This is a genomic window from Nostoc sp. DedVER02, assembly GCF_034530675.2.
Taxonomy (GTDB): Bacteria; Cyanobacteriota; Cyanobacteriia; order Cyanobacteriales; family Nostocaceae; genus Nostoc.
Genome location: NZ_JAVRCP020000019.1, coordinates 53,067 through 75,561, shown reverse-complemented (window position 1 = coordinate 75,561; position 22,495 = coordinate 53,067). Strand labels below are relative to the sequence as shown.

The window sequence follows — 22,495 nt, the reverse complement described above, 5'->3', positions numbered from 1 at the left end:
TTAAAAGTCGCAATTGAAAGTTATAAATTCAAAGCTGATGTGAAATTCAAATCATCTTTTAAAAACCGATTGCTAAGTAAGTAGGTGAGAATAAATTAAACTAACTTAAGTAATGCAAAAAACCTTGAGATTATTTTGTAGTGATGGCTTCAGCCCTCATTTGAGGACTAAAGTCCTCACTACAAACCTTTAATTATTTACACTGCTTTACTTATCTTGGAAAGTTCTGAATATTGCCTCCCGATATTCAGAAATTTCTACAAATGCACATATATTAATCATGGGTATGTGCAAAAGCTATGTCAATGTATCAAAAGACTCAATTCACATTAGATACAACTCTTAATTGTGAATTTACAATTATTATTATTTCCAGCCTTTTTCTGTGCCTACATTATCTTTTGTAATCAGCTTAACTGGAATCAGAATTGTAGGATTGCTAGGTTTCTTACCATTTAAAATGTCGTTTCCAACCTGAACTGCTTTTTCCGCCATCCCTCGCGGATTTTGAGTGGCGGTTGCAGCATATATACTATCTTTAGCTGCGATCGCAGTGATTGCTTCTGGCGCACCATCAACTCCGACAATAAAGAAATCTTTACGTTGTGCTTGGTTTGCTGCTAGTTCTGCGCCAACTCCACTCGGATCGTTGATGGCAAAAACTGCATCAATTTTCGGGAAGGTTGTTAGCAAGTCAGTCATCACTCTCAGTCCTCCATCCCGGCTACCCTCTGCATTCTGGTTTTTGGAAAGGATTTTGATATCGGGATATTTGGACAAAACATTCTCGCAGCCACTAACTCGCTGAATTACTGAGTCCACTGGTGGGCCATTAACTATTACTACATTGCCTTTACCTTTGAGGCGATCGGCAATATATTTACAACTAACTTCTCCAGCTTGAACATTATTAGTAGTGATGGTGGCATCCACGCCTCCTTCTGCACCTGTATCTACAGCAATGACAACTCTACCTGCTTGTTTTGCTTTTTCAATTGCTGGTTTAATACCACTTTTATCAGCAGCATTGACGATAATAATGTCAGTATTGGAAGCAGTAAAATTTTCAATTTGATTCGATTGTTGATTTAGATCGTAAGCACTGGAAACTACAGTTACATTGACATCTTTACCGCCAATTTTCTTAGCTTCTGCTTCAGTTGCTTGTCCCATGAGGACAAAGAAAGGGTTACTTAAATCGCCAACTGTAAAGGCTACTGATCGCAATTTTGAATTCCCAGTGGCAGTTTTAGTCTCTGCACTAGTATTTGTAACGGGTTTTGTCTCAGTATTAGTAGCACTATTGCCATCGGGAGAAGCATTTGTACAGCCGACAAGACTACCACTGATGATACCTAGTATGCTAGCTGCGATCGCAATCCTTTTCATAGTTATCTATCTCCTAAATGTCTAAAAACAGAGTCAAGTATTGTAACCCTTGTCTCTCAAGCCTTTCTCCGTGTGTTGTAATTACGAATTACGTTAGCGTAGCGGGGCGAAGCCCATTACGAATTACGAATTATTCTTACCAGCCTTTGTAGCTGCTGAGGTTATCTCTAGTAACCAATTTGACTGGAATCAGAATGTCAGATGACTCAGGTTTTTTACCCTGGATGATGTCGTTACCAATCTGAACTGCTTTTTCGGCCATACCTGCGGGATTTTGCGCCGCAGTTGCAGCAAATACACCATCTTTGTCTTCCATTGCTTTGGTTGCATCTGGCGAACCGTCAACCCCAACAATAAAAAATTCTTTGCGTCTTGCTTGTCTAGCTGCTAAGTCTGCACCGACACCGCTTTGATCGTTCGTGGCAAAAACGGCATCTATTTTAGGAAAGGTTGTGAGTAAATCACTCATCACTCTCAATCCTCCATCCCTTGTCCCTTCGGCGTTTTGGTCTTTAGAGATGAGTTTGATATTAGGATATTTGGATAATGATTTCTCGCAGCCACTAACTCGCTGATTGATTGAATCCATCGGTGTACCGTTGAGAATGACTACACTACCTTGACCTTTGAGGCGATCGGCAATATATTGACAAGCAACTTCACCAGCTTGGATATTGTTAGAGCTAATCATTGCATCTACATCTGCATCAACGGCTGAATCTACGGCAATGACAACCTTACCTGCCAGTCTTGCTTGATCGATTACTGGTTTAACTCCTTTTTTATCAACAGCACTGAGGATAATTAAATCAGTATTGGCAGCAGTAAAATTTTCAATTTGGTTGCTTTGTTGGTTCAAGTCAAAGCCACTGGAAACTGCATTGACTCTAATATTACCGCTAATTCTCTTAGCTTCTGTCTCTGCACCCTTTTGCACTGCATTATAGAAAGGGTTTCCCAAGTCACCCAAGGCGACACCGATTGTTTGTAATTTTTTACTTGGACTATTAACTGTAGTTTCTAAACTAGTGTTTGTAGCAGTATTAGTAGTAGAGCTATTATTTTGAACGCTATTTGTACAACCAACAACAGCGAAACTTAATATGCCAGTTATGAGCAAAAGTGTCTTCATCTTTGTCTATTTTTAACAAGGAATTTAAATTTGATAAAGTTCAACAGAATATTAAATATGTCTAAAAAGCTCGGACACAATCTAATATTCCTACAGGCTTTGGCATTTTCAACTTTTATTTAACATCTTGTAACTGATGTTATTTGCTGCTATTAATTACCCTACACCAGATAGATGTTTTATTTTTACAGCAAAGCTATGACAGCTAGACTACGTCATAAAATTTGCTTGTTGATGAAAATGCTTTTTTATATGCCTGAAATAAAACTATCTTTTCAACAAAGTTTCTAGAAAAGAATATTATTTAACTTGATAACTTATGCTTGTCTTTGCCTTAGTTTATCCTTCCTTAGTACAAAAATGATTTTTCTTTATTGAATTTTACAGAACGAAGAAAGATTTTTTAATCTATCTTTAGTTAAAACTTGTGAGATTCTAGTATTTGGAAATATTAAGTTTTTTAAAGTTCAAATGTACTTAAAAAAACTTAATGTCATTAGATCCAAATATCATAATTTAGCTTGAAGATTACCAGCAAGAGTTAGTTAGCGAGTGTTAGCAGTTTAAAACTTTAACGTCGCGGGTAAATATTTAGCCACTAAATCTTCGTAGTATGGTTTTAACTTTTGCCAATCAGGAGGAGTAGGGTTTTTCGAATACAAATCGTAAGGATTAAATAATTTAACCCATTTAAACATTTCGCGATCGCTATTATCCATCAAATGGTTATATGCGTTTTCGCGGTGTTGAGGATAAAATGAGTGATAGCGAAGCATATACAATGCAGGTTCAGGTAAATAGTTTTTCATTATCTGATAGAAATACTCATCATGACCCCATGACATGTGTACATTAATCAATCCACAATTCGGCTCGTAAATCCCATATTTAGTGTTGTAATTGGGATTATTGTAATCAGGGTTTTCTTTAAAAAATTCTGAAAAAACAATTTTATCAGAGAATGCACAACCCACAGGATAAGTATCACCTACGGTAGCCCATTGAGGCTCACCAAATAGACAAAGTACCTTCCCCATATCGTGAAAGAAGCCGGTAAGTACCATCCAATCAGGATGACCATCAGCACGAATGGCTTCTGATGTTTGCAATAGATGCTGTAACTGATCCATATCTGTATCGGGATCTGAATCATCTACTAATTGATTCAAAAATTCGACTGCATCCCAAACAGACATTTCTTTTTTATCAAACTTGAGAAAATTCTTTTCTTTCTCAAGAACAAAATTATATGTTTGATTAATATGATTTAACCGATAAAATTCTTTTACCGTGTCTCTGGTAGGGGTTTCGTAATTCCTGTACTCTTCGGTGGTTTTACCTTCTTTAACTATGCTATCTGGATCGGGATAACGATTAAGTAAATCTTCTTCCCACTCTTCTAGCGAATGTAACGGATTGTATTGATCTTGTTCGATGGAATTCTTGAGAATTTGAGACATATTCTTGTTACTCGTCGATATTGATTTTTTAAATCGGGTTTTCGCAATATTATGCACAGGTGTGCAAAACCTGTTTTTGACTTATTCTTATTTTTGCACACGTGTGCAAAAACATGTGTTAAGTTTCTTTTCTATTTGTGCAGTTGTATACAAAACTCTTTGTAAAGTGTTTTTTACAATCTACTCGGAGCAGAATTAGTTAAAAGATTGATAAAGTACGCGAAATATAGAACGCAGATTTTAGGCTAAGTATTTATGCTTAAAGAATTTGCTTTAATTTTTGTTCGCACACCTTGGCGTAGCCATACTAATTTAGCTTCAAAGATAAGAAGCAAGGGGAAAGAAGGCTCTTTTTGTTGTATTGAGTTTTTTCAAAAATCAAATATGAGTGCTATAGACTAATCAATATAGTTCAGTTAAGGTTAAAACTTTTTGCCAAAGTCAATTTTTTTAACGAACCGCAAAGGACGCTAAGGACGCTAAGAGAAGAAAGAAATACTTGACTGAACTGTATTGTCCTGTAAACGATTCACCTGTTGGATAGATTTTTGAATAAATGACGTTATTCACATATTAGTAAAATATATGTTAATTTTTTTATCGGCTTTACTTTGAGAAATATTACGTTGTCAATTCTATGGTAGATGAATGCTTGACGATATTAGCTAACTCTTGAAGTTGTTTTACTGCTTCTGCACCCTCCAACTTCATTAATTCGCGATCCTCCCATAATTCCATCCAAGTAATTCCGTAATCAGACACTACAAAACGAATTAGATGCTTGTCTCGCAGGCTAACCATAAATGAAGCACTCTTCATTTGGTTGCCGCACGTGTAACATGAGGCAGAATAACCACGCCGCTCAAGTATAATTCTCAAGGCTTGCAGGTTTATCACCAAGTCTTGAATGAATTCTTGATGTTGTTGCGCTAATCTTAGAAACACTAATTTTCTCCTATTACTACAGTTATGTGGTTGTTTTTAAAGATTCTTGAGACTTACAGGTGACGTATTTAGTTGCCAAAAGTTGGGGTTTTAGTAAAAACGTAATTAATCTTAATCTTGCAGTTGCAACCAATAAGCTAAATCTTCAAAGCCGTTTTAATGTTCTGGACAATTATCTGGGGTGGTTGTGCAACCTCCATAGATATGGCATCTAATGGTTCTTCGAGAGTATCAAACTGGCTATTGAGGAGTTTTTCGCTCATGTAATGATTGCTACGCTCTTTCAACCGCGCTTGAATCAATTCATAAGGCCCTTTCAGGTACACTAGTTTAGTAAGCTCCCTATCCGATACCAAAAATTGCCGATAGCTGTCTTTTAAAGCCGAACACGCCAGCACGACATTTTTATTTTCTTGCAGCCAATGTTTTATAGCTGTTTGCAAATCTTGCAACCAAGGCATCCTGTCAGCTTCAGTCAACGGGATACCGCGTCGCATTTTTTCAACATTCTCTGGCGAGTGGAAACTATCAGCATCACTAAACTCCCAGTCTAATGAGTCTGCTAGCAGTTTTCCTATGGTCGTTTTGCCAGAACCGGATACACCCATGACGATGATAATCATATTAGTTATTGAGGTAAGGGTAAAGGGTAAAGGGTAAGGGGTAAAACTACTAAGTTTTTTGTATGCAAATGTAAGTTGTATTCAATTCTCTTGACAAATAACCATTATTTTCTATAATACATATAAATGCACACGTGTGCATTATTTTAAAATCTAAACTAAAAAATGAATAAACGAAGAATTTCAATTGAAGATATTGCTCGGAGAGCAGGTGTTTCTCATTCCACAGTTTCCCGTGCTTTGCGAGATAATGCTCTCATTAGCCCGAAAGTGCGAGAAGAAATTAAGCAACTGGCGCAGGAGATGAACTATGTGCCAAATGCTATTGCTCAAAGCTTGCAAAATAAACGTACTAATACCATTGGTGTAGTAGTCACTTCTATCGCAGATCCCTTTTTTGCTGAGGTAGTACACGGAATTGAACAGATAGCCAGACCAGCCGGCTTGAGTGTTTTGTTAAGTGCTTCACACCGAGATTTTGAGCAGGAAATGGCAGCTATTGATACCTTTCATCGCCGCAGAGTTGACGGAATATTAGTAGCCGACTCACGAATTAGTAAACAGCATACAAAGCAACTAACCCAAATTGCTATACCAACAGTTCTGATTAATAGCCAGACTGAAGATCAATCTGAAATATTTCACTCAGTAGCAATAGACGATCGCTTAGGTGCTAGGTTAGCCACAGAGCATTTAATAAGTTTGGGACACACCGCTATTGGATATTTGGGTGTAGGCGATCGCAGCAGGTCGAACCGCGATCGCCTAGAAGGATATAAAATGGCTCTTGCTGAAGCTGGTTTACCACAAAATCCTGATTGGGTTTCAATTAGTGACGAATATAATACCAGAATCAGCGATGTCGCCACCGGACAAAATATGCTATCTAAACTATTAGCTGCTGAAGTAACAGGCATCTTTTGTTACAACGATATGGTAGCGGTTGGCGCTCTGTTAGCTTGTCAAGAATTAGGTATTTTAGTACCACGAAATTTAAGCCTAGTTGGATTTGATGGTATTGCTTTAGGTAGTTACGTTACGCCAGCACTGACAACAGTCAGCCAGCCGATGTTAGAAATTGGTGGCTATGCCATGCAAATGTTACTCGACTTATTAGAAGAAAAAACTGTGGAAAACCGCGTTTTATCTCCTTTTCTAGTAGAGCGTGGTAGTAGTGCATTAATAATTCGTAATTCGTAATGGGCTTCGCCCCGCTACGCTAACGTAATTCGTAATTAAAGACTAATGACAACAAAGCAGGACTTACGCAAAAATTGCCAAAAAGCTTAAATTATCGTTCGCGTAGCGTGCCGGAGGCATACCGCCAAGTCGCCTTCTCTAACGAGACACTACGTGAACGCGCAGCGTCTCGTTAGAGAAGAATGCCGAGAATTCGTAGAGTATGCGTAAGTCCTAGAAAGGTTTCTGATTTTATTTCGTGATACTTATAAAAGAGCGTTAATATGTTAACTAAAAAACTGGCTTTATCTCCCGATCGCTGTTTTTCTCAAGAACCAGTTCAAAGACAACTAGCCCATCAATTTTTTGATAGCATATCTGCATTACCTTTGGTCTGCCCACACGGCCACGTAGATCCAGCCCTGTTAGCTAATCCAGCAGCCCGTTTTGGTTCCCCAACCGAATTATTTATTATTCCTGACCACTACATTTTGCGGATGCTTTATAGTCGGGGTGTGTCTTTGCAAGCTTTAGGGATAGCTACACGTGATGCACCAGCAGAAACTGACCACCGGAAAATCTGGCAATTGTTCGCCGAACATTTTTATCTATTCCAGGGTACTCCATCAGGATTGTGGCTAAAAGACGAATTAACTAATGTCTTTGGGGTAGATGAACCTTTAAATTCTGGTAATGCTGGACGTATCTATGATTATCTAGAAGGTTTATTAGCCTTACCTGAGTTTTCCCCTCGTGCTTTATTCAAACGCTTTAATATCGAAGTGCTTTGTACTACAGATGCAGCCAGTGATAACCTAGAGAATCAGCGATCGCTCCACCAAGAAGGTTTTACTCAAATTAGACCGACTTTTCGACCAGATGCAGTGGTTAATTTAGATGCTCCTGGTTGGCGAGAAAATCTGACCAAACTGGAAAGCAGTGTGGGTAGAGAAATTAGCACTTACGCTACTTTTATCCAAGCTTTAGAAGAACGTCGGGCAATATTTAAAAAAATGGGTGCAACAGCTACCGATCAAGGTGCAGCTACGCCTTATACCACACGCCTTTCCGAGCAGGAAGCAGAAGCTATCTTTGCAAGAGCATTAAACGGCAAACTGAATCCAGGAGATGTGGAGCAGTTTACCGGTCATATATTCATGGAAATGGCTCGGATGAGTGTAGAAGATGGCTTGGTAATGCAAATGCATTGTGGCGTTATGCGAAACCATAACCCAGTTCTGTTTGAAAGATTTGGATCTGATAAAGGTGGTGATATTCCGCTCAAAATAGAATGGACTCAAAATCTGCACCCATTGTTGTCAGCATACGGGAACGACGGGCGCTTCCGGTTAATTCTTTTTGGCATGGATGAAAGCACTTATAGTCGAGAACTCGCTCCCTTAGCTGGTCATTATCCTACTGTCTTGCTCGGCCCGCCTTGGTGGTTTCACGACAGCGTAAATGGCATGGAACGCTACTTCAATCAGGTAATGGAAACTGCCGGAATTTACAATACTGCTGGGTTTAATGATGATACCCGCGCTTTCGTTTCTATTCCGGCTCGTCATAATGTTTGGCGACGGGTAGCTTGTAACTGGTTAGCCGGATTGGTAACACGGGGATTAGTTGATGAAGAGGAAGGGTATGATATTGCCCGCGCTTTAGCTTACGACCTCGCTAAGCGTGCTTACAAATTGGACTAACACCAATTCTCTAAAATCAAGCTATTAAGATTGTTTTTCTCAGCGCTCTCTGTGTCTCTGCGGTTTAAAAGAAATTTATTTAACCACAGAGGCGCTGAGAACACAGAGTAAAGAGCTTAACCAAAATTTTACCGACCTTGAAAGGGCTAGTCCTAATATTGATTCTTTAATTACGAATTGAAACAAGATGTCAGATTTTATTTTGAATAAACTTTTTAGCCTAAAAGAGCAAGTAGCAGTAGTTACAGGCGGTTCAGGCGTACTTGGTGGAGCTATGGCGCGAGGTTTAGCCCTTGCTGGAGGGCGAGTAGTAGTTCTAGGTCGCAATGAAGCACGGGCACAAGCAGTAGTAGCAGAGATTACCGCCAACGGTGGAGAAAGTATGGCTGTACTGGCAGATGTTAGCGATCGCTCCCAACTAGAAATAGCCAGAGATAAAATTATACAGCGCTGGGGTCAAATAGACATTCTGGTAAACTCGGCTGGCGGTAATATTCCGGCTGCCACAATTACCCCTGATGCAACTATTTTTGATATGCCACACGCGGCTTTTCAAGAAGTAGTTAACCTAAACTTGCTCGGTACTCTCCTCCCCAGTCAAGTTTTTGGTCAAGCAATGGTCGAAAAAAAACAGCCCCACGGTTGTATTGTCAATATATCTTCTATGTCTGCTATCCGAGTCATTAGCCGCGTGGTTGGCTACTCAGTTGCTAAAGCCGGGATAGATAACTTTACTCGTTGGTTAGCCGTCGAACTCGCCCAAAAGTATGGGGATGGAATGCGAGTAAATGCGATCGCGCCAGGTTTCTTTATTGGAGAACAAAATCGAGATTTACTCCTAAATGCAGATGGCAGTTTGACCGAACGCGGGCAAAAAATTATCGAGCATACTCCCGCCGGACGTTTTGGAAAACCAGACGAATTACTCAGCACTTTGATTTGGTTATGTAGCCCTGGTTCTAGTTTCATCAATGGGGTAGTCGTGCCGGTAGACGGTGGATTTAGTATCTACAGTGGAGTTTAATTTATGTATTCACTAGCTGTAACTAACGGAACACTTTCCGACGAGCAAGTTTCTGAGCTAGTTCATCAAGCTTTAGCAGACCGTCAGTTAGATGGACAGCGTATCCTAGTATTGATTCCAGATAGTACCCGCACTGCTCCCATCCCACAAATGTTTCGATTACTGCATCAGGAGTTAGGTAAAAGGGTAGCGGCTCTGGATTTTTTGATTGCTCTGGGTACACATAATCCCATGAGTCAAGAGCAAATCAATCACTTAATAGGGGTGACACCAGAGGAGCGAGAGACAACCTTTAAAAAAGTTTGCATCTTTAACCACCTGTGGAATGAGCCAGATACTTTTATTTCTTGTGGAGTAATTTCAGCGGATGAGATAGCAGAGATTAGCCGAGGAATGCTACATCAATCCGTTGAAGTTCGTGTTAACAAGCTTGTAAACCAGTACGATTTAATAATAATTTGCGGCCCCGTCTTTCCCCACGAAGTTGTCGGTTTTTCTGGTGGAAATAAATACTTTTTCCCTGGTATTGGTGGTCAGGAAGTAATTGATATATCCCACTGGTTGGGTGCTTTAATCACCAGTTATGAAATCATTGGAACATCGGGAATAACACCAGTTCGGCAGTTAATTAACCGAGCCGCTAACCTGATTTCTACCCCGAAACTTTGCTTGGCGATGGTGGTTGCACCTAAAACAAATCAGCTAGCAGGACTTTATATAGATAAACCAGAGCCAGCCTGGGAAGCTGCGGCAAAATTATCCGCCAAACTGCATATTACTTATGTAGATAAGCCTTTTAAACAAGTGCTTTCAGTAATGCCCGAAATGTATGATGACATTTGGACAGCCGCTAAAGGAATGTACAAGCTAGAACCAGTAGTGGCCGACGGAGGCGAAGTAATTATATATGCTCCTCACATTACCGAGTTTAGCTATACACACGGCGAAATCCTATCCCAAATTGGCTATCATGTGCGTGACTACTTCCTCAAACAGTGGGATAAATTTAAAGCCTACCCCGGTGGAGTGCTGGCTCATAGTACTCACTTAAAAGGTATGGGTACATTTGATGCTATAAAAGGCGAACAAGCACGTATTCGTGTTACTTTAGCCACTGGTATTTCTGCTGAACGCTGTGCTGCTCATAACTTGAACTATCGAGATCCGGCTACCATTCGACCTACAGAATGGGCTAACCGTGAAGATGAAGGGATCTTGCTTGTGCCGAAAGCTGGGGAGATGTTGTATCGGATAACTACTCTATGACAGAGCGATCGCTCTGTCATAGAGTAGCTTTGTAACAAAATCTGTAACAGCATTACTATTTGAGCTAGCACTCGTATAGATTGATGAAAAATCTACGGGTAATCCCGGAATTTAAGGATTAATGCTGCTCAAAGATATACGAGATTATCAAATTCTTTTTCTCGGCTTGTTCCTAATATTGGGAATTGGTACACGAGATTGGACGCTGCGACCAGAATTAATTGGGGTAGCGATCGCCACCAGTCTTGTGACTCAATTGATATTGTCATCAGTCATTGGTCATTGGTCATTAGCAAATGACAAAGGACAAATGACAAATGACAAAAAACCAATGGCAAATCTTCGCAGTGCTTTAATTACATCTTTGGGGCTGGGCTTATTGTTGCGGGCTGATCACTGGACGACAATGGCAATAGCCGCAATAATTGCGATCGCTAGCAAGTTTATCTTCAAAATCGGCGATAAGCATTTCTTCAATCCCACCAATTTCGGCATCATATCTGCTTTGATTCTCACCCCCGATGCTTGGGTTTCACCGGGACAATGGGGTGAGGAGTGGTGGTATGGGCTATTATTTGCCGGCACTGGCGGCATGATTTTGCAGCGCGTTGGTCGCTGGGACACCACAGCAGCCTTTTTGGGTTCCTATTCCTTACTAGAGGCGATTCGTAATCTCTGGCTGGGTTGGACTTGGGATGTTTACTGGCACCGATTAATGAGCGGATCTTTGCTGTTGTTTGCCCTATTTATGATTACAGATCCGCGATCGATTCCCAATTCCCGAATTGGGCGGGTAGTTTGGGCAATCTGCATCGCCGGATTAACTTTTATCCTGCGAAATTATTTCTTTATTTCCACAGCAGTTTTCTGGGCACTGTTTGCCCTTGCGCCATTGACCATTCTGATAGATGTTCTCTGGTTAGCCCCGAGGTTCTCTTGGCAAGAGGCAGATAAAGAAACAGGAGAAGTGCCTCTTGTAGAGACGCGATTCATCGCGTCTAATCGATTCATCACGTCTAATCGATTCATCGCGTCTCTAATTAAAAATACAGAGGTATAAAATGAAATTTTTTCGACTCTTAACGCCATTAGTATTGACAATTGTAGCTGTTTTCTGCTTTGCACCAGCAGCTTGGGCATTTTGTGGATTTTATGTAGCTAAAGCTGATACAAAACTGTATAACAAAGCTTCTCAGGTGGTGATAGCGCGAGATGGCGATCGCACCGTCTTAACAATGGCAAATGATTTTCAAGGCGAAGTCAAAGATTTTGCAATGGTAGTACCAGTGCCAACGGTGGTAAAAAAAGAGCAAGTTCGCGTTACTGAACCCAAGATTATCGAACGCTTAGATGCTTTTAGTGCCCCGCGATTGGTAGAATATTTTGATCCAGATCCTTGTGCCCCAGTTTACCCCCAAGAGTTATCAGCACCAGCGCCAGCAGCAGCGAGAAGTGAGGCGGAGGATGCAAGAGGCGATCGCAGTTTGGGTGTAACAGTCGAAGCACGTTTCAACGTCGGCGAATACGACATCGTGATTCTTAGTGCTAAAGAATCTGGCGGACTAGAAACTTGGCTCCAACGCAATGGTTACAAAATTCCTAGAGGTGCGAAACAGTTACTCAAACCCTACATCCGCTCCTCAATGAAATTCTTTGTTGCCAAAGTCAACTTAGATAAATTCGAGAAGTCTGGCTATCAGTTTCTTCGTCCGCTACAAATTTCCTACCAGTCACCCAAATTTATGCTGCCAATTCGTTTGGGTATGATCAATGCCACGACAGAGCAAGATTTGATTGTCTACATTCTCTCACCCCAAGGACAGGCAGAAATCACTAATTATCGGACAGTGAAAATCCCATCCGATCAAAATATTCCCTTGTTTGTCAAAGATGAATTTGGTGAATTCTACAAATCAATGTTTCAAACTGCCTACACCAAAGAAGACAGGAAAGTTGGTTTTTTGGAATACGCTTGGAATATGGGTAGTTGCGATCCCTGTTCAGCCGATCCTCTAACCCAAGAAGAACTCAAGCAAGCAGGCGTATTTTGGCTAGATGATAATTCTGAAAGTAGTGTACCAGTATCCCCAAGCTTTCGTCGTCCCTTTCCTAGAAGTGATGTCTTCATCTCGCGATTGCATGTCCGTTACACCCGCGACAAATTCCCTGAAGACCTGATATTCCAACAAACTGCTAACAGTGAATTTTTCCAAGGGCGTTATGTTTTACAACATCCCTTTGAAGGGGAATCCAAATGTCAGGCGGGTAGAGAATATAAGCGGTCTTTGCCTAAGCGTTTTGAACAAGAGGCGCAAACTCTGGCTAAACTAACCAACTGGAAAATTCAAGACATTCGCAACAAAATGAAACTGAGTGTTGGTAATCTGACATATTCTTGGTGGGAAAATTTATTTTCTTGGCTGGGATTATATTGAATGGGGAATGGGGAAGAAGCAAGGGAGCAGGGGCAGGGGGCAGGGAGATTAGTTTTCCCGTCTGCCTCTTTTCAATGCCCAATGCCCAATGCCCAATTCCCAATCCCCAATGCCCAATCCCCAATGCCCAATCCCCAATTCCCAATTCCCAATCTTGACGAAAGGTAATTTTTTGTAGGGTTGTTATACGCAATACTAAGATATTCTCGCTTTCTTTGTTCCCCAACATTGTCATGGTTCAATTCGATGAACAGCTACGCCGCTTAGTTACCGAAGCCTGTGGACACCCACTTGGAAGTCCTCAGCGTCAAAAGCTGCTCACGCAAATTATTCGCTTGACAGCAAATAGACTCTGGAGGGAAAGTACTCCCTACTATCAAGATGCACTACAACAAACTTGGTTGTATTTCTGCCGCAATGTTTGTGAAGGTTTAACAGGTCAAACCTATGACCCCAAATATGGCAGTGTCATTACTTGGCTAAATGCTTATCTAAAAAGGAGAATACAGGACTTTTACATTAACCAGAACCGTGAACAAGCTACAACAGTTCCTCTTCGGGTTCGTCAGTCTACATCGGGTGGAACAAGTGAAATAATTGATCCTATAGATAACCTTCCAGCCGCCCCCCAAGCACCTCCCATTTTGGAAGAGTTGGAGACATGGGCTAGGACAGATTCTGAAGGTGAACTTTGCCGTACTTGTATTAAAGGGCGACCAGATGTAAATTGTCAGGTGTTAATTCTTAAACGTCTACCCCCAGAAGTTAGCTGGAAAGAATTATCTGAGGAATTTGACTTGTCAATTCCAACATTAAGCAGTTTTTATCAGCGCCAATGTATACCACGTTTACGCAAATTCGCTGAATCTGAGGGATTGTTTTAAATATTGCTCCTACGTTAATAAAGTAAGGCTTAGATCCCCGACTTCTCTAAGAAGTCGGGGATCTAATTGTTTAATTCAAAGAGGGACAAAGTTGAATTAAATAAAGTTAAAGGCGAGGAGAGGTTTGTATTAATTAGTGATAGACAAAGCCCAATCACCCAAAAGTTGGTTTACTCTATCAGGTATTTCATCATGGGGACAATGACCGGCTGTTAAGAAGTGTTCTGTGAGTTCAGGATAATATTGACGAAACTTTTGGGAACGTTCTCTAGCATTCATCCAAGGGTCAGCTTCTCCCCACAACATTAGTAGAGGACAAGTTAATTGCTTTAGTAGCACATCAACTTTTTCCCCTTGAGGAGTGCTAAAGACTGAAACAAATACATCCAACGCACCAGGATCGTTAGCAGGGCGAGAAATTTCTTCTACTAATTGATCGGTAATGGCAGTTTTGTCAAGATAAACTTTTTCTAGGGTTTGGCGAATTACCCAACGTTGTCGCACGTATTGAAATAACAAAAACTGGGCTAAAGGTTGTTGAAAAATCCACTTAGTACTGTCACCAAGAAGTTTCTGCAAATTAGCTGATTGTTTGGGAGGCTGGATTTCTGATTGTAAAGCTTCAGGCTCAGGTGTGGGCTGACTTTCACTAAAAGGCCCGGCACTATTGAGCAAAACTAAACCAGCTGCACTATCAGGACGTTGGGCTGCGACACACAAACCAGCGTAGCCACCAAGGGAATTACCCGCTAATACTGCTTTTTGACCAATTACTTCACTAATAAAATCATGGAGTTGGTCGCGCCACAAGTCGCCACTGTACTGCAATTTTGGCTTTGCCGATCGCCCGAATCCTAAAAGATCGATCGCAAATACTTCAAAATCTTGACACAATCCTGTGATATTCTTGCGCCAGTGGTCTGTGGAAGCACCAAATCCATGTACCAAAAGTAAAGGCGGACGTTGCCCTTGCTTCTCTCCCGCACGCACATAGTAAACGTTGTGCCCGCGCCACTGCCAATATTTACCAGGAATTGGGGTTGTAGAGGGGGCTGTTGTTGCCTGCATGATTCAAAGAATTGTTAAGTAGCTTTAATAATTGTAGGCTAATCGGAGGAATAGGGGGGCAGGGGGCAGGGGAGGCAGGGGAGGCAGGGGAGGCAGGGGAGGCAGGGGAAAAATGACTAATGACAAATGACTAATGACAAATGACTAATGACAAATAACAAATTAATTACAGGTAAAACTAAACTGCTGGGGGTAATTGGACATCCTGTGGAGCATTCGCTCTCGCCTGCGATGCATAATGCTGCATTAGCTAATTTAGGATTAGATTATGTTTATCTTCCCTTTCCCATAGCACCAGAGAATTTAGAAGTAGCGATCGCAGGTTTTGCCGCTATTGGGGTTGTCGGCTTTAGTGTTACAATCCCCCACAAACAGGCAATCATGCCTCTCCTCTCAGAAATTACCCCTCTTGCCCAAACTATCGGCGCTGTGAATACTGTTAGTCGCCAAAATAATCGATGGGTGGGGACAAATACAGATATAGAAGGATTTATCGCTCCTTTGCAGACAACCTATAAACAGGATTGGAGTCAAAAGGTAGCGGTAATTTTAGGTAATGGTGGCGCAGCTAGGGCAGTTGTAGCAGGTTGTCACCAACTAGGTTTTGCCAAAATTCACGTCGTTGGGCGGAATGTGCAGAGATTACAAGAATTTAGCAATAGTTGGAGCAATTCACCCATAGCTGAGAATTTGCAAGTTCATCAATGGGAGGAATTGTCAAAGCTAATTCCCCAAGCTAATCTGCTGGTAAACACAACCCCCATCGGTATGTATCCCAAGGTTGACGAGTCGCCTTTGAGTGGAGAGGAAATAGCAAATTTACCAACGGGTGCGATCGCTTACGATTTAATATATATCCCTAAACCGACGCAATTTCTAAAGCAAGCTGAAAAACAAGGTGCAATTGCGATCAATGGCTTAGAAATGCTAGTCCAGCAAGGCGTAGCAGCTTTAAAAATTTGGTTACAGCAGGAAAATTTACCTGTAGAAGTGATGCGCCAAGCTTTGCAACAGCATTTAGGTTTATAGCAGTTTTTTCTGGTTTAGAATCGAATACAGTTCAGATAAGACCAAAACCTTCCTTGTAGAGACGGCGATTTATCGCGTCTCAAACATTTATGTTTCCCAAACCAAAAATACTTTTCTCATGGCTTGTATTCTTATTAAGTTTTATAAGCCTATTTCTTAGCTCTTGGATTATTCTTCCGGCTCCAAATATGTTTTTACTCACCCTAGCAGTGGGAGCGCCAGAAGTCAGTCCTTGGTTATTTTTATTAAATTCACTCTCTTTATTACTTTCTTTGTTCTACTTCCGTCGCCGTAAAACATGGCGTTTATCTTTCATTTTTAGCTTAATAGGATTGCTCATTTGTGCATGGGTACTAGTGAATATCCCACTAACTGAAATACAGATGGCTCAAGTAACGCAGCAAGAGTTGGGAGCAAATTATCTAGAGAAAATTCCAGTCCAAGTAAGGGCTAAAATGCAAACCCATCCCTTTAACTTAGTTAATTTTTTCGGGGGTATTCCATTAGGAAAAACTCGTCATCAAAAAGATATTCTTTTTGCTTCTCCTGCGGGAGTGCCTTTAAAAATGGAAATTTACCAACCCCCAGAGGTAGGGAAATATCCAGCAGTGGTAGTAATTTATGGTGGAGCTTGGCAATATGGCAACCCTCATGCCAATTCTGAGTTTAATCAATATATCGCTCATCAGGGATATACAGTATTTGCCATCGACTATCGACACGCACCTAAATATCAGTTTCCAACTCAGTTAGATGACGTGCGTACAGCCTTAAATTTTATTCGCATACATGCAGCAGCTTATGAAGCCGATCCTGAACGTATGGTACTTATAGGACGTTCTGCGGGAGCGCACCTAGCAATGTTAGCGGCTTATCAACCAGATGCACTACCCATTCGGGCTGTGGTGAACTATTACGGGCCTGTTAACTTACCTGGAGGATATAAAACACCACCAATTCCCGATCCGATCAACACCCGCGCTGTTTTAAAAGCATTTATGGGTGGTTCATTAGAAGAATTGCCTAATCAATATAAAATTGCTTCACCGATAAATTACTTGACGCACCCTTTACCACCAACTTTATTAGTTTACGGCAGTCGTGACCATTTGGTAGAAGCGCGATTTGGCAGACAGATGTATGAACGTTTAGATGAATCTGGTAATACTGCGGTTTTTCTAGAAATTCCTTGGGCAGAACACGCTTTTGATGCCGTTTTCAACGGTGTAAGCAATCAATTAGCTTTGTATCATACCGAGAGGTTTTTGGCTTGGGCGTTGTTTAAGCAATAATTTTATAGAACCCATTTGATATCTATGCGTGAGCTAACCGCTTAAGCATAAGCCTGATAAAACATAGATTGAGCTTGGCAGTGGCATGAGTGAGAGTGCGCTCAAAGTTTTTGACCAAACTTTTACAACGTTCCATCCAAGCATTGGAGCGTTCAATTACCCAACGAGTGGCGACCGGAACAAACCCCGTTTTACCCGCATTTCTCACAAGCTCCAAAGCGTTTGATGATGAGTAATAAGTAATGGGTAATGAGTAATGGGTAATAGGTAAAAGAGCAACAGGCGCAATACCAGTGCAAGAACTTCTTACTTCTTACTATGCACTCCTTACTCACTACTCATTACTCTGAATATGGCGGCAAGTCTCTAGGTAAATCACACCAGTTACACCCATTCTTGAGTTGATAAAAGATACCATCTAATATTTGTCGCTTTGTCCACTTTGGCGGTCTAGTAGTACGCCAAGGGAACTTGGCGGGGTAAAGGGTAAAGGCGAAAGGGGAAAGGGTTTAAATCCCAAACCCAGTACCCTTTCCCCTTTCCCCAGCCCTCACAAGCGCATTTTTGGGTTGGCAGACTACTAGTTTGCTTTTTCTGGGGCAACAGTGGTTCAATTATTTGCCACTCTTTATCCGTTAAGCTGCTGGAATACGGCATTTATTTTTTATTTTACCCTCTCTCCCAAGATCCCAAATGGGTTCTATAAAAGACTCATTAACAGAGTTCAAAGACTCGTTCACGAATATAAAAGGCTCATTTAGGGATAGTCAAAGCCAAGCGATCGCCAGTTATCAAACTGGATTTATCCCTTTCCCTGTATCATCGCAGACATTAATGCAATCATTCTAAGCTTTCACAAGTCTTTTAGCCTTAACTACGAAAGTTTTTATTCTCTGGGCAATTGCGGTATTGTTGAGTATAAAATTTGGTATTTACGCCATCTAGAAAGATTTTCATGACACCAAAAATGCAACAATTTGGGCGATCGCTATCAAAGTCTTTTCTGACAATTGCTCAATTTACCTTGACTTGTTTGCTTGTATTTTACCTATCCCCAGTTAACGCTACAACTATCGGATACTTAAGCGAACAAGGAGAACTATTTCGCCAAGTACTAGCTGCTGCTAAGTTAACTCCAGAGGATGTCCGCTTGGATATGAAAGACATGGATCTCTGGGGCGGTGATAAATATCGAGTCAAGTTGCTAGATATATTTTTCGATAACCCTTGGAAAATCAGTCCTTACACCCGCACCATTACTCAAGATTTACTTACAGCTAAATCAGATTTAGCACAACTCGCTGCCAGTGCCTCCAAAAGAATCGATGGAGGTGTGAATCCCCAATTAAACAGAGATTTGCTGACAAAATACAAACAGCAAGTACAAAAGTTGGGTGATGATGCCTTGGCTGTTGCTCTTGGTAAACTAACCACTCAACCTGCTGAGAATTTTAAGAATAGCGAATACAAAGCTTTACCACCACAACTTCGTTCTGCGAGCGCACAGTTTTTATTTACAGTACCAGATGCACTGCATTACAGACAGGTGGGATTGTTGCGATCGCTAGCTAAATTACAACTAGATGGCGATCGCACTTACACCGAAGTATTTAACTACGCAGTTAAAACTGTGGAGGAAGAAGCCGCAGAAGAAGTAGATGCTAGCCCAGAAAAGGTACTGTTAATTGAATCTCTTTTAGACAACGTTGATTTTAAAATCCTTAACACAGGAGCAATTTTAACTGCCGCCGCTGCTGGTGAAATGCAAAGTCAAATCAGCCAAATCCCAGTTAATTTGTTGCAAGGCAATTACAACTACAGCATAGATACACCCCAAGGTCGAATTATTCTCAGTGGTAAAGGCGATCAAGTCTACTCCCCCGACGATTACCTGTTGATTGTAGATGTTGACGGTAATGATACTTACTCAGGCGGTGCTGCTACTAAAAATATTGCTCATGGTATCAGTGTCACCTTAGATTTAGCTGGCAAAGACCGCTACTCTAGCCCACCGGGGAAAATTCCCAGCTTTGGGGCTGGTATCTTCGGCTACGCATTGCTGCTAGATTTACAAGGTGATGACAGTTATCAGGCAGAATACGCCAGTCAAGGTATAGGTATTTTTGGTACTGGCATTCTCTATGACGCACAAGGTCAAGATACCTATCAAGGCATTAGTAATCTCCAAGGTAGTGGTACTTTTGGCTCAGGACTGCTGATTGATAATGAAGGTAGCGATCGCTATTCTCTCTACAGGTACGGACAAGGCTATGGCTTTACTAAAGGAGTGGGGTTGTTATTAGATAGTGTAGGTGACGATAAATACATTGGGCTAGAAGACAAATATCCCAACGGCGGCCCATTTGGAGCCAAAAGGCACGTCCATTTTATCCAAGGTGCAGGTTTAGGAAGGCGTGCAGACTATACAGAAGGTCACAGTTGGGCTGGAGGTCTAGGAATGCTAGTCGATGGTGCAGGAAGCGATCGCTACGAATGTGAGGTTTACGGACAAGGCACAGCTTACTGGTATAGCTTGGGCTTTTTGGTAGACAAAGCGGGTGATGATTACCACGATGCCGGATGGTACAGTCTGGGAAGTTCGCCGCATTTTGGCGTAGGAGTTTATCAAGATGATAGCGGAAGCGATCGCTATACGGGCATCATCATGCAAAGTTTAGGCAATGGTCGTGACTGGAGTATTGGCTGGTTTGAAGATAGTGCTGGAAATGATTGGTATAACGGCAGCTTAATGACTTTCGGAACGGGAGATATTAACGGTATCGGAGTTTTCTGGGATAAGCACGGCGATGACACTTATCTATCTTTATTAGAACCAGCTTATGGACAATCTCGGTTAGAGGGTGTTAGTGGTTTGCGAGAGTTGATGCTGACATTAGGTTTATTTGTTGATGGCGGTGGCAAAGATAATTACCTGCTATTGCCAGAAACAGACCCCCAAAATAAATTGCCAGATACAGCACTCAATACTCAATTGGCAACTAATTCTGTTGCAGGTAACGATAGAACTTGGTGTCGCTCTACAAAACCTCGTTATGTCAAAATGGCTTATGGCTGCGGCATTGATGCAGGGTAAGTTCGACTCAAAATTATTAATGCATCGACATGCAATGCGATCGCACTTGATTTAGCTGCAAGTTCTATTCGTCAGGGCTTAATCATCCGTGAAAGGAATATTTCAACTTTGCTATAATCATCATTTTATCGTATACCAAATACCATTATTGCTTTGACGCAAAATCTGGTATTTTTGCTCAACAAATTCCAGCATTTTGGGAGAACTTTTTTTGATTATAGCCTGTGGTTCATAATCAATAAAGATATAAGGAGGCTTTGATGAATCTAACTGATTTATAAGTTCTAACCATTGCTCAGATAGAAAATATTCAAGTGCCCAACCACGTAGTATTGTTGCTTGACTCCGACCAGCTAAATAGTAAATAGCTGGATCGCCAGCTACATAAATATCGCCAGCAATACTTCCCGGTTGAGATATCAAATTAGCTTCATAATGAAGAGATGGATATTTTTTTCTAAAGACAGTCTGATATTTTAATCGGGTATCTTCAGTTAAAGCAAAATTATTGTCAACCAGAGTTGCACTCTTTTTTATCAAAGTTAATGACAAAGGTAAGAACAATAAAAATATCAGTAAAATAGTTGGGATTAAAGACCTTAACTCTTTTAAATAATCCCATAATATATCTAATCCTTTAGTTGCTAAAATCCCGATGGGTACAAATAATAGTAAATAATGGTATTGCCACAATGATGTTCGTTGTAAAACAATGACAGCTAAACCAAAAACACACCAAACAACAAGTAACAAAGTTAATAAATTTTTAGACTTATATAATGATACATAGACTGTAATACTACCCATTAATACTAAAGGATAAAAACTCTGTAAAAACCATTTTATTCCCGAAATAAAATTAGTTTTATTTAATACAGTATTAGCTACAAGACGGGGTGGATATATAAAAAACGTCTGATACACTATTGAAAAACTATTAACCCAAACAGAGTAGCTGGCAAAAGCTAAAAAAGGAAGTATAAGTCCTATAAAAATTGGCACGCACGTATCAACCAATATTTTTTGAATTTCTTGGCGTTTTATTACTAGAAAATACATAAATATTGTTAGCCAAAACGCAAGCAATATAACCAAAAGTAACAATTTAAATAGTAAAACAATTCCACCAATAAAGCCTGAGACTAAAAGTAGATAAAATCTTTGCTTTCCTTCATTTTTAAAAGATTTAAAGGTTAACCAAAGACAAAGAAATAAAGGAAAACCAACCAGAGCTTCTACTTGAGTAAGATGCCAAGCACCTGAAACATTATAGTAAACGCCAACCGTTAACAAAGGTACTAGACTTGCAATGATTTGATGCCGAAAATAGCTTTTGAGAGTCAACTGTAATATTATCGAAAATAATACCATGTAAATAAGTTCAAAAACATGGATGCCAATCTCATCAAAACCAAACAAATTTCCCGCTAAAAAATAAAAGTAGAAAATTCCCGGTTGCTTTATATCCCAGAAATCCCGATAGAGTACCTTTCCTTGTTGCATTTCCAAAGCACCTAGCCTAAAAAAGGCTTGATCTCCGTCAAAGGGAAAAGGTAAATGGATAAGACCAATAACGACAATAACAATCAAAACTATAAAGTCAGTCTTATTTAATTTAGCAATACATTTCATGGCATAACTAGTTTCAATTCAAATTAATATAGAAATTCAGTGTTAGATCATGTCAGGTAAATTACTTATGATATGTCATTGCGAATACTTCATTCGCAATGACAACTGTTTAACCGAACACGATCTGATTCCTGAAATTACTTCTATAGGTAGATAAGAGGCAAAATGATTCTAGGAAATTAGGGTGTACTGAGTTATTTTAAAAACATTAAATATGAGCCTTATATATCGCAGTAGTTAATATCTTAATCAGATAACAATAAATACATACCTTCTTCATAAATGATAGTGTCTACAAACTGTAACAGGTAATGGCTATAAGCCTTTTGGTACTAAATTT

At 40.5% G+C, this 22,495-nt stretch carries 17 protein-coding genes and 1 pseudogene; 10 read left to right on the top strand and 8 right to left on the bottom strand.

Annotated elements, in window-relative coordinates; translation table 11 throughout:
* Window positions 1-366: 366 nt before the first annotated feature.
* The 5 genes from RMZ41_RS19460 to RMZ41_RS19440 all read right to left on the bottom strand — a co-directional run bounded on the left by RMZ41_RS19460 (window position 367) and on the right by RMZ41_RS19440 (window position 5,549).
* Window positions 367-1,389, bottom strand: coding sequence for an ABC transporter substrate-binding protein (locus RMZ41_RS19460; RefSeq protein WP_322643208.1), 1,023 nt, complete (start codon window positions 1,387-1,389; stop codon window positions 367-369).
* A 136-nt stretch (window positions 1,390-1,525) separates the two neighbouring features.
* Window positions 1,526-2,521 (bottom strand): ABC transporter substrate-binding protein, encoded by a 996-nt coding sequence (locus RMZ41_RS19455; RefSeq protein WP_322643209.1) that lies wholly within the window; start codon window positions 2,519-2,521, stop codon window positions 1,526-1,528.
* A gap of 563 nt (window positions 2,522-3,084) precedes the next feature.
* Window positions 3,085-3,981 carry an inositol oxygenase family protein gene (locus RMZ41_RS19450; RefSeq protein WP_322643210.1) on the bottom strand — a complete coding sequence of 299 codons (897 nt, stop codon included), beginning with the start codon at window positions 3,979-3,981 and terminating at the stop codon, window positions 3,085-3,087.
* Window positions 3,982-4,602: 621 nt separating this feature from the next.
* Complete coding sequence (locus RMZ41_RS19445; RefSeq protein ID WP_322643211.1) at window positions 4,603-4,926, bottom strand: DUF1815 family protein; 324 nt, start codon at window positions 4,924-4,926, stop codon at window positions 4,603-4,605.
* 137 nt (window positions 4,927-5,063) lie between these two features.
* Window positions 5,064-5,549 (bottom strand): gluconokinase, encoded by a 486-nt coding sequence (locus tag RMZ41_RS19440; RefSeq protein WP_322643212.1) that lies wholly within the window; start codon window positions 5,547-5,549, stop codon window positions 5,064-5,066.
* Between the two features lie 165 nt (window positions 5,550-5,714).
* Between RMZ41_RS19440 and RMZ41_RS19435 the strand changes: the two genes are divergently transcribed.
* The 7 genes from RMZ41_RS19435 (at window position 5,715) to RMZ41_RS19405 (ending at window position 14,040) form a co-directional block, all read left to right on the top strand.
* Complete coding sequence (locus RMZ41_RS19435) at window positions 5,715-6,749, top strand: LacI family DNA-binding transcriptional regulator (RefSeq protein WP_322643213.1); 1,035 nt, start codon at window positions 5,715-5,717, stop codon at window positions 6,747-6,749.
* Window positions 6,750-7,012: 263 nt separating this feature from the next.
* Window positions 7,013-8,431 (top strand): glucuronate isomerase, encoded by a 1,419-nt coding sequence (gene uxaC, locus RMZ41_RS19430; protein ID WP_322643214.1) that lies wholly within the window; start codon window positions 7,013-7,015, stop codon window positions 8,429-8,431.
* A 187-nt stretch (window positions 8,432-8,618) separates the two neighbouring features.
* Window positions 8,619-9,455: an SDR family oxidoreductase gene (locus RMZ41_RS19425; protein ID WP_322643215.1), complete on the top strand. Its 837-nt coding sequence runs from the start codon at window positions 8,619-8,621 to the stop codon at window positions 9,453-9,455.
* 3 nt (window positions 9,456-9,458) lie between these two features.
* Window positions 9,459-10,721: a lactate racemase domain-containing protein gene (locus RMZ41_RS19420; RefSeq protein ID WP_322643216.1), complete on the top strand. Its 1,263-nt coding sequence runs from the start codon at window positions 9,459-9,461 to the stop codon at window positions 10,719-10,721.
* Between the two features lie 121 nt (window positions 10,722-10,842).
* Window positions 10,843-11,781: an RnfABCDGE type electron transport complex subunit D gene (locus tag RMZ41_RS19415; protein ID WP_322643217.1), complete on the top strand. Its 939-nt coding sequence runs from the start codon at window positions 10,843-10,845 to the stop codon at window positions 11,779-11,781.
* A gap of 1 nt (window position 11,782) precedes the next feature.
* Window positions 11,783-13,156, top strand: coding sequence for a DUF2330 domain-containing protein (locus RMZ41_RS19410; protein ID WP_322643218.1), 1,374 nt, complete (start codon window positions 11,783-11,785; stop codon window positions 13,154-13,156).
* Between the two features lie 233 nt (window positions 13,157-13,389).
* Window positions 13,390-14,040: a sigma-70 family RNA polymerase sigma factor gene (locus RMZ41_RS19405; protein ID WP_322643219.1), complete on the top strand. Its 651-nt coding sequence runs from the start codon at window positions 13,390-13,392 to the stop codon at window positions 14,038-14,040.
* A gap of 129 nt (window positions 14,041-14,169) precedes the next feature.
* Here RMZ41_RS19405 and RMZ41_RS19400 read toward each other — a convergent pair whose 3' ends face one another.
* The gene (locus RMZ41_RS19400; protein WP_322643220.1) at window positions 14,170-15,108 is read right to left on the bottom strand and encodes an alpha/beta fold hydrolase; all 939 of its coding nucleotides are present in this window, start codon (window positions 15,106-15,108) and stop codon (window positions 14,170-14,172) included.
* A 147-nt stretch (window positions 15,109-15,255) separates the two neighbouring features.
* On the opposite strand from RMZ41_RS19400, the gene RMZ41_RS19395 reads away from it, so the two are divergent.
* Window positions 15,256-16,137 (top strand): shikimate dehydrogenase, encoded by an 882-nt coding sequence (locus RMZ41_RS19395; protein ID WP_322643221.1) that lies wholly within the window; start codon window positions 15,256-15,258, stop codon window positions 16,135-16,137.
* Between the two features lie 89 nt (window positions 16,138-16,226).
* Window positions 16,227-17,429, top strand: a complete 1,203-nt coding sequence (locus RMZ41_RS19390; RefSeq protein WP_322643222.1) for an alpha/beta hydrolase — start codon at window positions 16,227-16,229, stop codon at window positions 17,427-17,429.
* 341 nt (window positions 17,430-17,770) lie between these two features.
* Here the strand turns inward: RMZ41_RS19390 and RMZ41_RS19385 are convergent.
* Window positions 17,771-17,884, bottom strand: a pseudogene (locus RMZ41_RS19385) (transposase); the annotation flags it as partial.
* A 500-nt stretch (window positions 17,885-18,384) separates the two neighbouring features.
* Between RMZ41_RS19385 and RMZ41_RS19380 the strand changes: the two are divergent.
* Complete coding sequence (locus tag RMZ41_RS19380; RefSeq protein WP_322645292.1) at window positions 18,385-20,523, top strand: hypothetical protein; 2,139 nt, start codon at window positions 18,385-18,387, stop codon at window positions 20,521-20,523.
* Between the two features lie 120 nt (window positions 20,524-20,643).
* Here RMZ41_RS19380 and RMZ41_RS19375 read toward each other — a convergent pair whose 3' ends face one another.
* Entirely contained in the window at window positions 20,644-22,155 is a 1,512-nt protein-coding gene (locus RMZ41_RS19375; protein ID WP_322645291.1) for a hypothetical protein, read from the bottom strand.
* Between the last annotated feature and the right edge of the window lie 340 nt (window positions 22,156-22,495).

What these genes read in the sequence shown, in the direction of transcription:
- RMZ41_RS19380 (WP_322645292.1), top strand. Translation starts at nt 18,385, where the DNA reads ATGACACCAAAAATGCAACAATTTGGGCGATCGCTATCAAAGTCTTTT.
- RMZ41_RS19410 (WP_322643218.1), top strand. Translation starts at nt 11,783, where the DNA reads ATGAAATTTTTTCGACTCTTAACGCCATTAGTATTGACAATTGTAGCT.
- RMZ41_RS19440 (WP_322643212.1), bottom strand. Translation starts at nt 5,549, where the DNA reads ATGATTATCATCGTCATGGGTGTATCCGGTTCTGGCAAAACGACCATA.
- RMZ41_RS19375 (WP_322645291.1), bottom strand. Translation starts at nt 22,155, where the DNA reads ATGAAATGTATTGCTAAATTAAATAAGACTGACTTTATAGTTTTGATT.
- RMZ41_RS19460 (WP_322643208.1), bottom strand. Translation starts at nt 1,389, where the DNA reads ATGAAAAGGATTGCGATCGCAGCTAGCATACTAGGTATCATCAGTGGT.
- RMZ41_RS19400 (WP_322643220.1), bottom strand. Translation starts at nt 15,108, where the DNA reads ATGCAGGCAACAACAGCCCCCTCTACAACCCCAATTCCTGGTAAATAT.
- RMZ41_RS19450 (WP_322643210.1), bottom strand. Translation starts at nt 3,981, where the DNA reads ATGTCTCAAATTCTCAAGAATTCCATCGAACAAGATCAATACAATCCG.
- RMZ41_RS19405 (WP_322643219.1), top strand. Translation starts at nt 13,390, where the DNA reads ATGGTTCAATTCGATGAACAGCTACGCCGCTTAGTTACCGAAGCCTGT.
- RMZ41_RS19425 (WP_322643215.1), top strand. Translation starts at nt 8,619, where the DNA reads ATGTCAGATTTTATTTTGAATAAACTTTTTAGCCTAAAAGAGCAAGTA.
- uxaC (WP_322643214.1), top strand. Translation starts at nt 7,013, where the DNA reads ATGTTAACTAAAAAACTGGCTTTATCTCCCGATCGCTGTTTTTCTCAA.
- RMZ41_RS19395 (WP_322643221.1), top strand. Translation starts at nt 15,256, where the DNA reads ATGACAAATAACAAATTAATTACAGGTAAAACTAAACTGCTGGGGGTA.
- RMZ41_RS19435 (WP_322643213.1), top strand. Translation starts at nt 5,715, where the DNA reads ATGAATAAACGAAGAATTTCAATTGAAGATATTGCTCGGAGAGCAGGT.
- RMZ41_RS19390 (WP_322643222.1), top strand. Translation starts at nt 16,227, where the DNA reads ATGTTTCCCAAACCAAAAATACTTTTCTCATGGCTTGTATTCTTATTA.
- RMZ41_RS19420 (WP_322643216.1), top strand. Translation starts at nt 9,459, where the DNA reads ATGTATTCACTAGCTGTAACTAACGGAACACTTTCCGACGAGCAAGTT.
- RMZ41_RS19455 (WP_322643209.1), bottom strand. Translation starts at nt 2,521, where the DNA reads ATGAAGACACTTTTGCTCATAACTGGCATATTAAGTTTCGCTGTTGTT.
- RMZ41_RS19415 (WP_322643217.1), top strand. Translation starts at nt 10,843, where the DNA reads ATGCTGCTCAAAGATATACGAGATTATCAAATTCTTTTTCTCGGCTTG.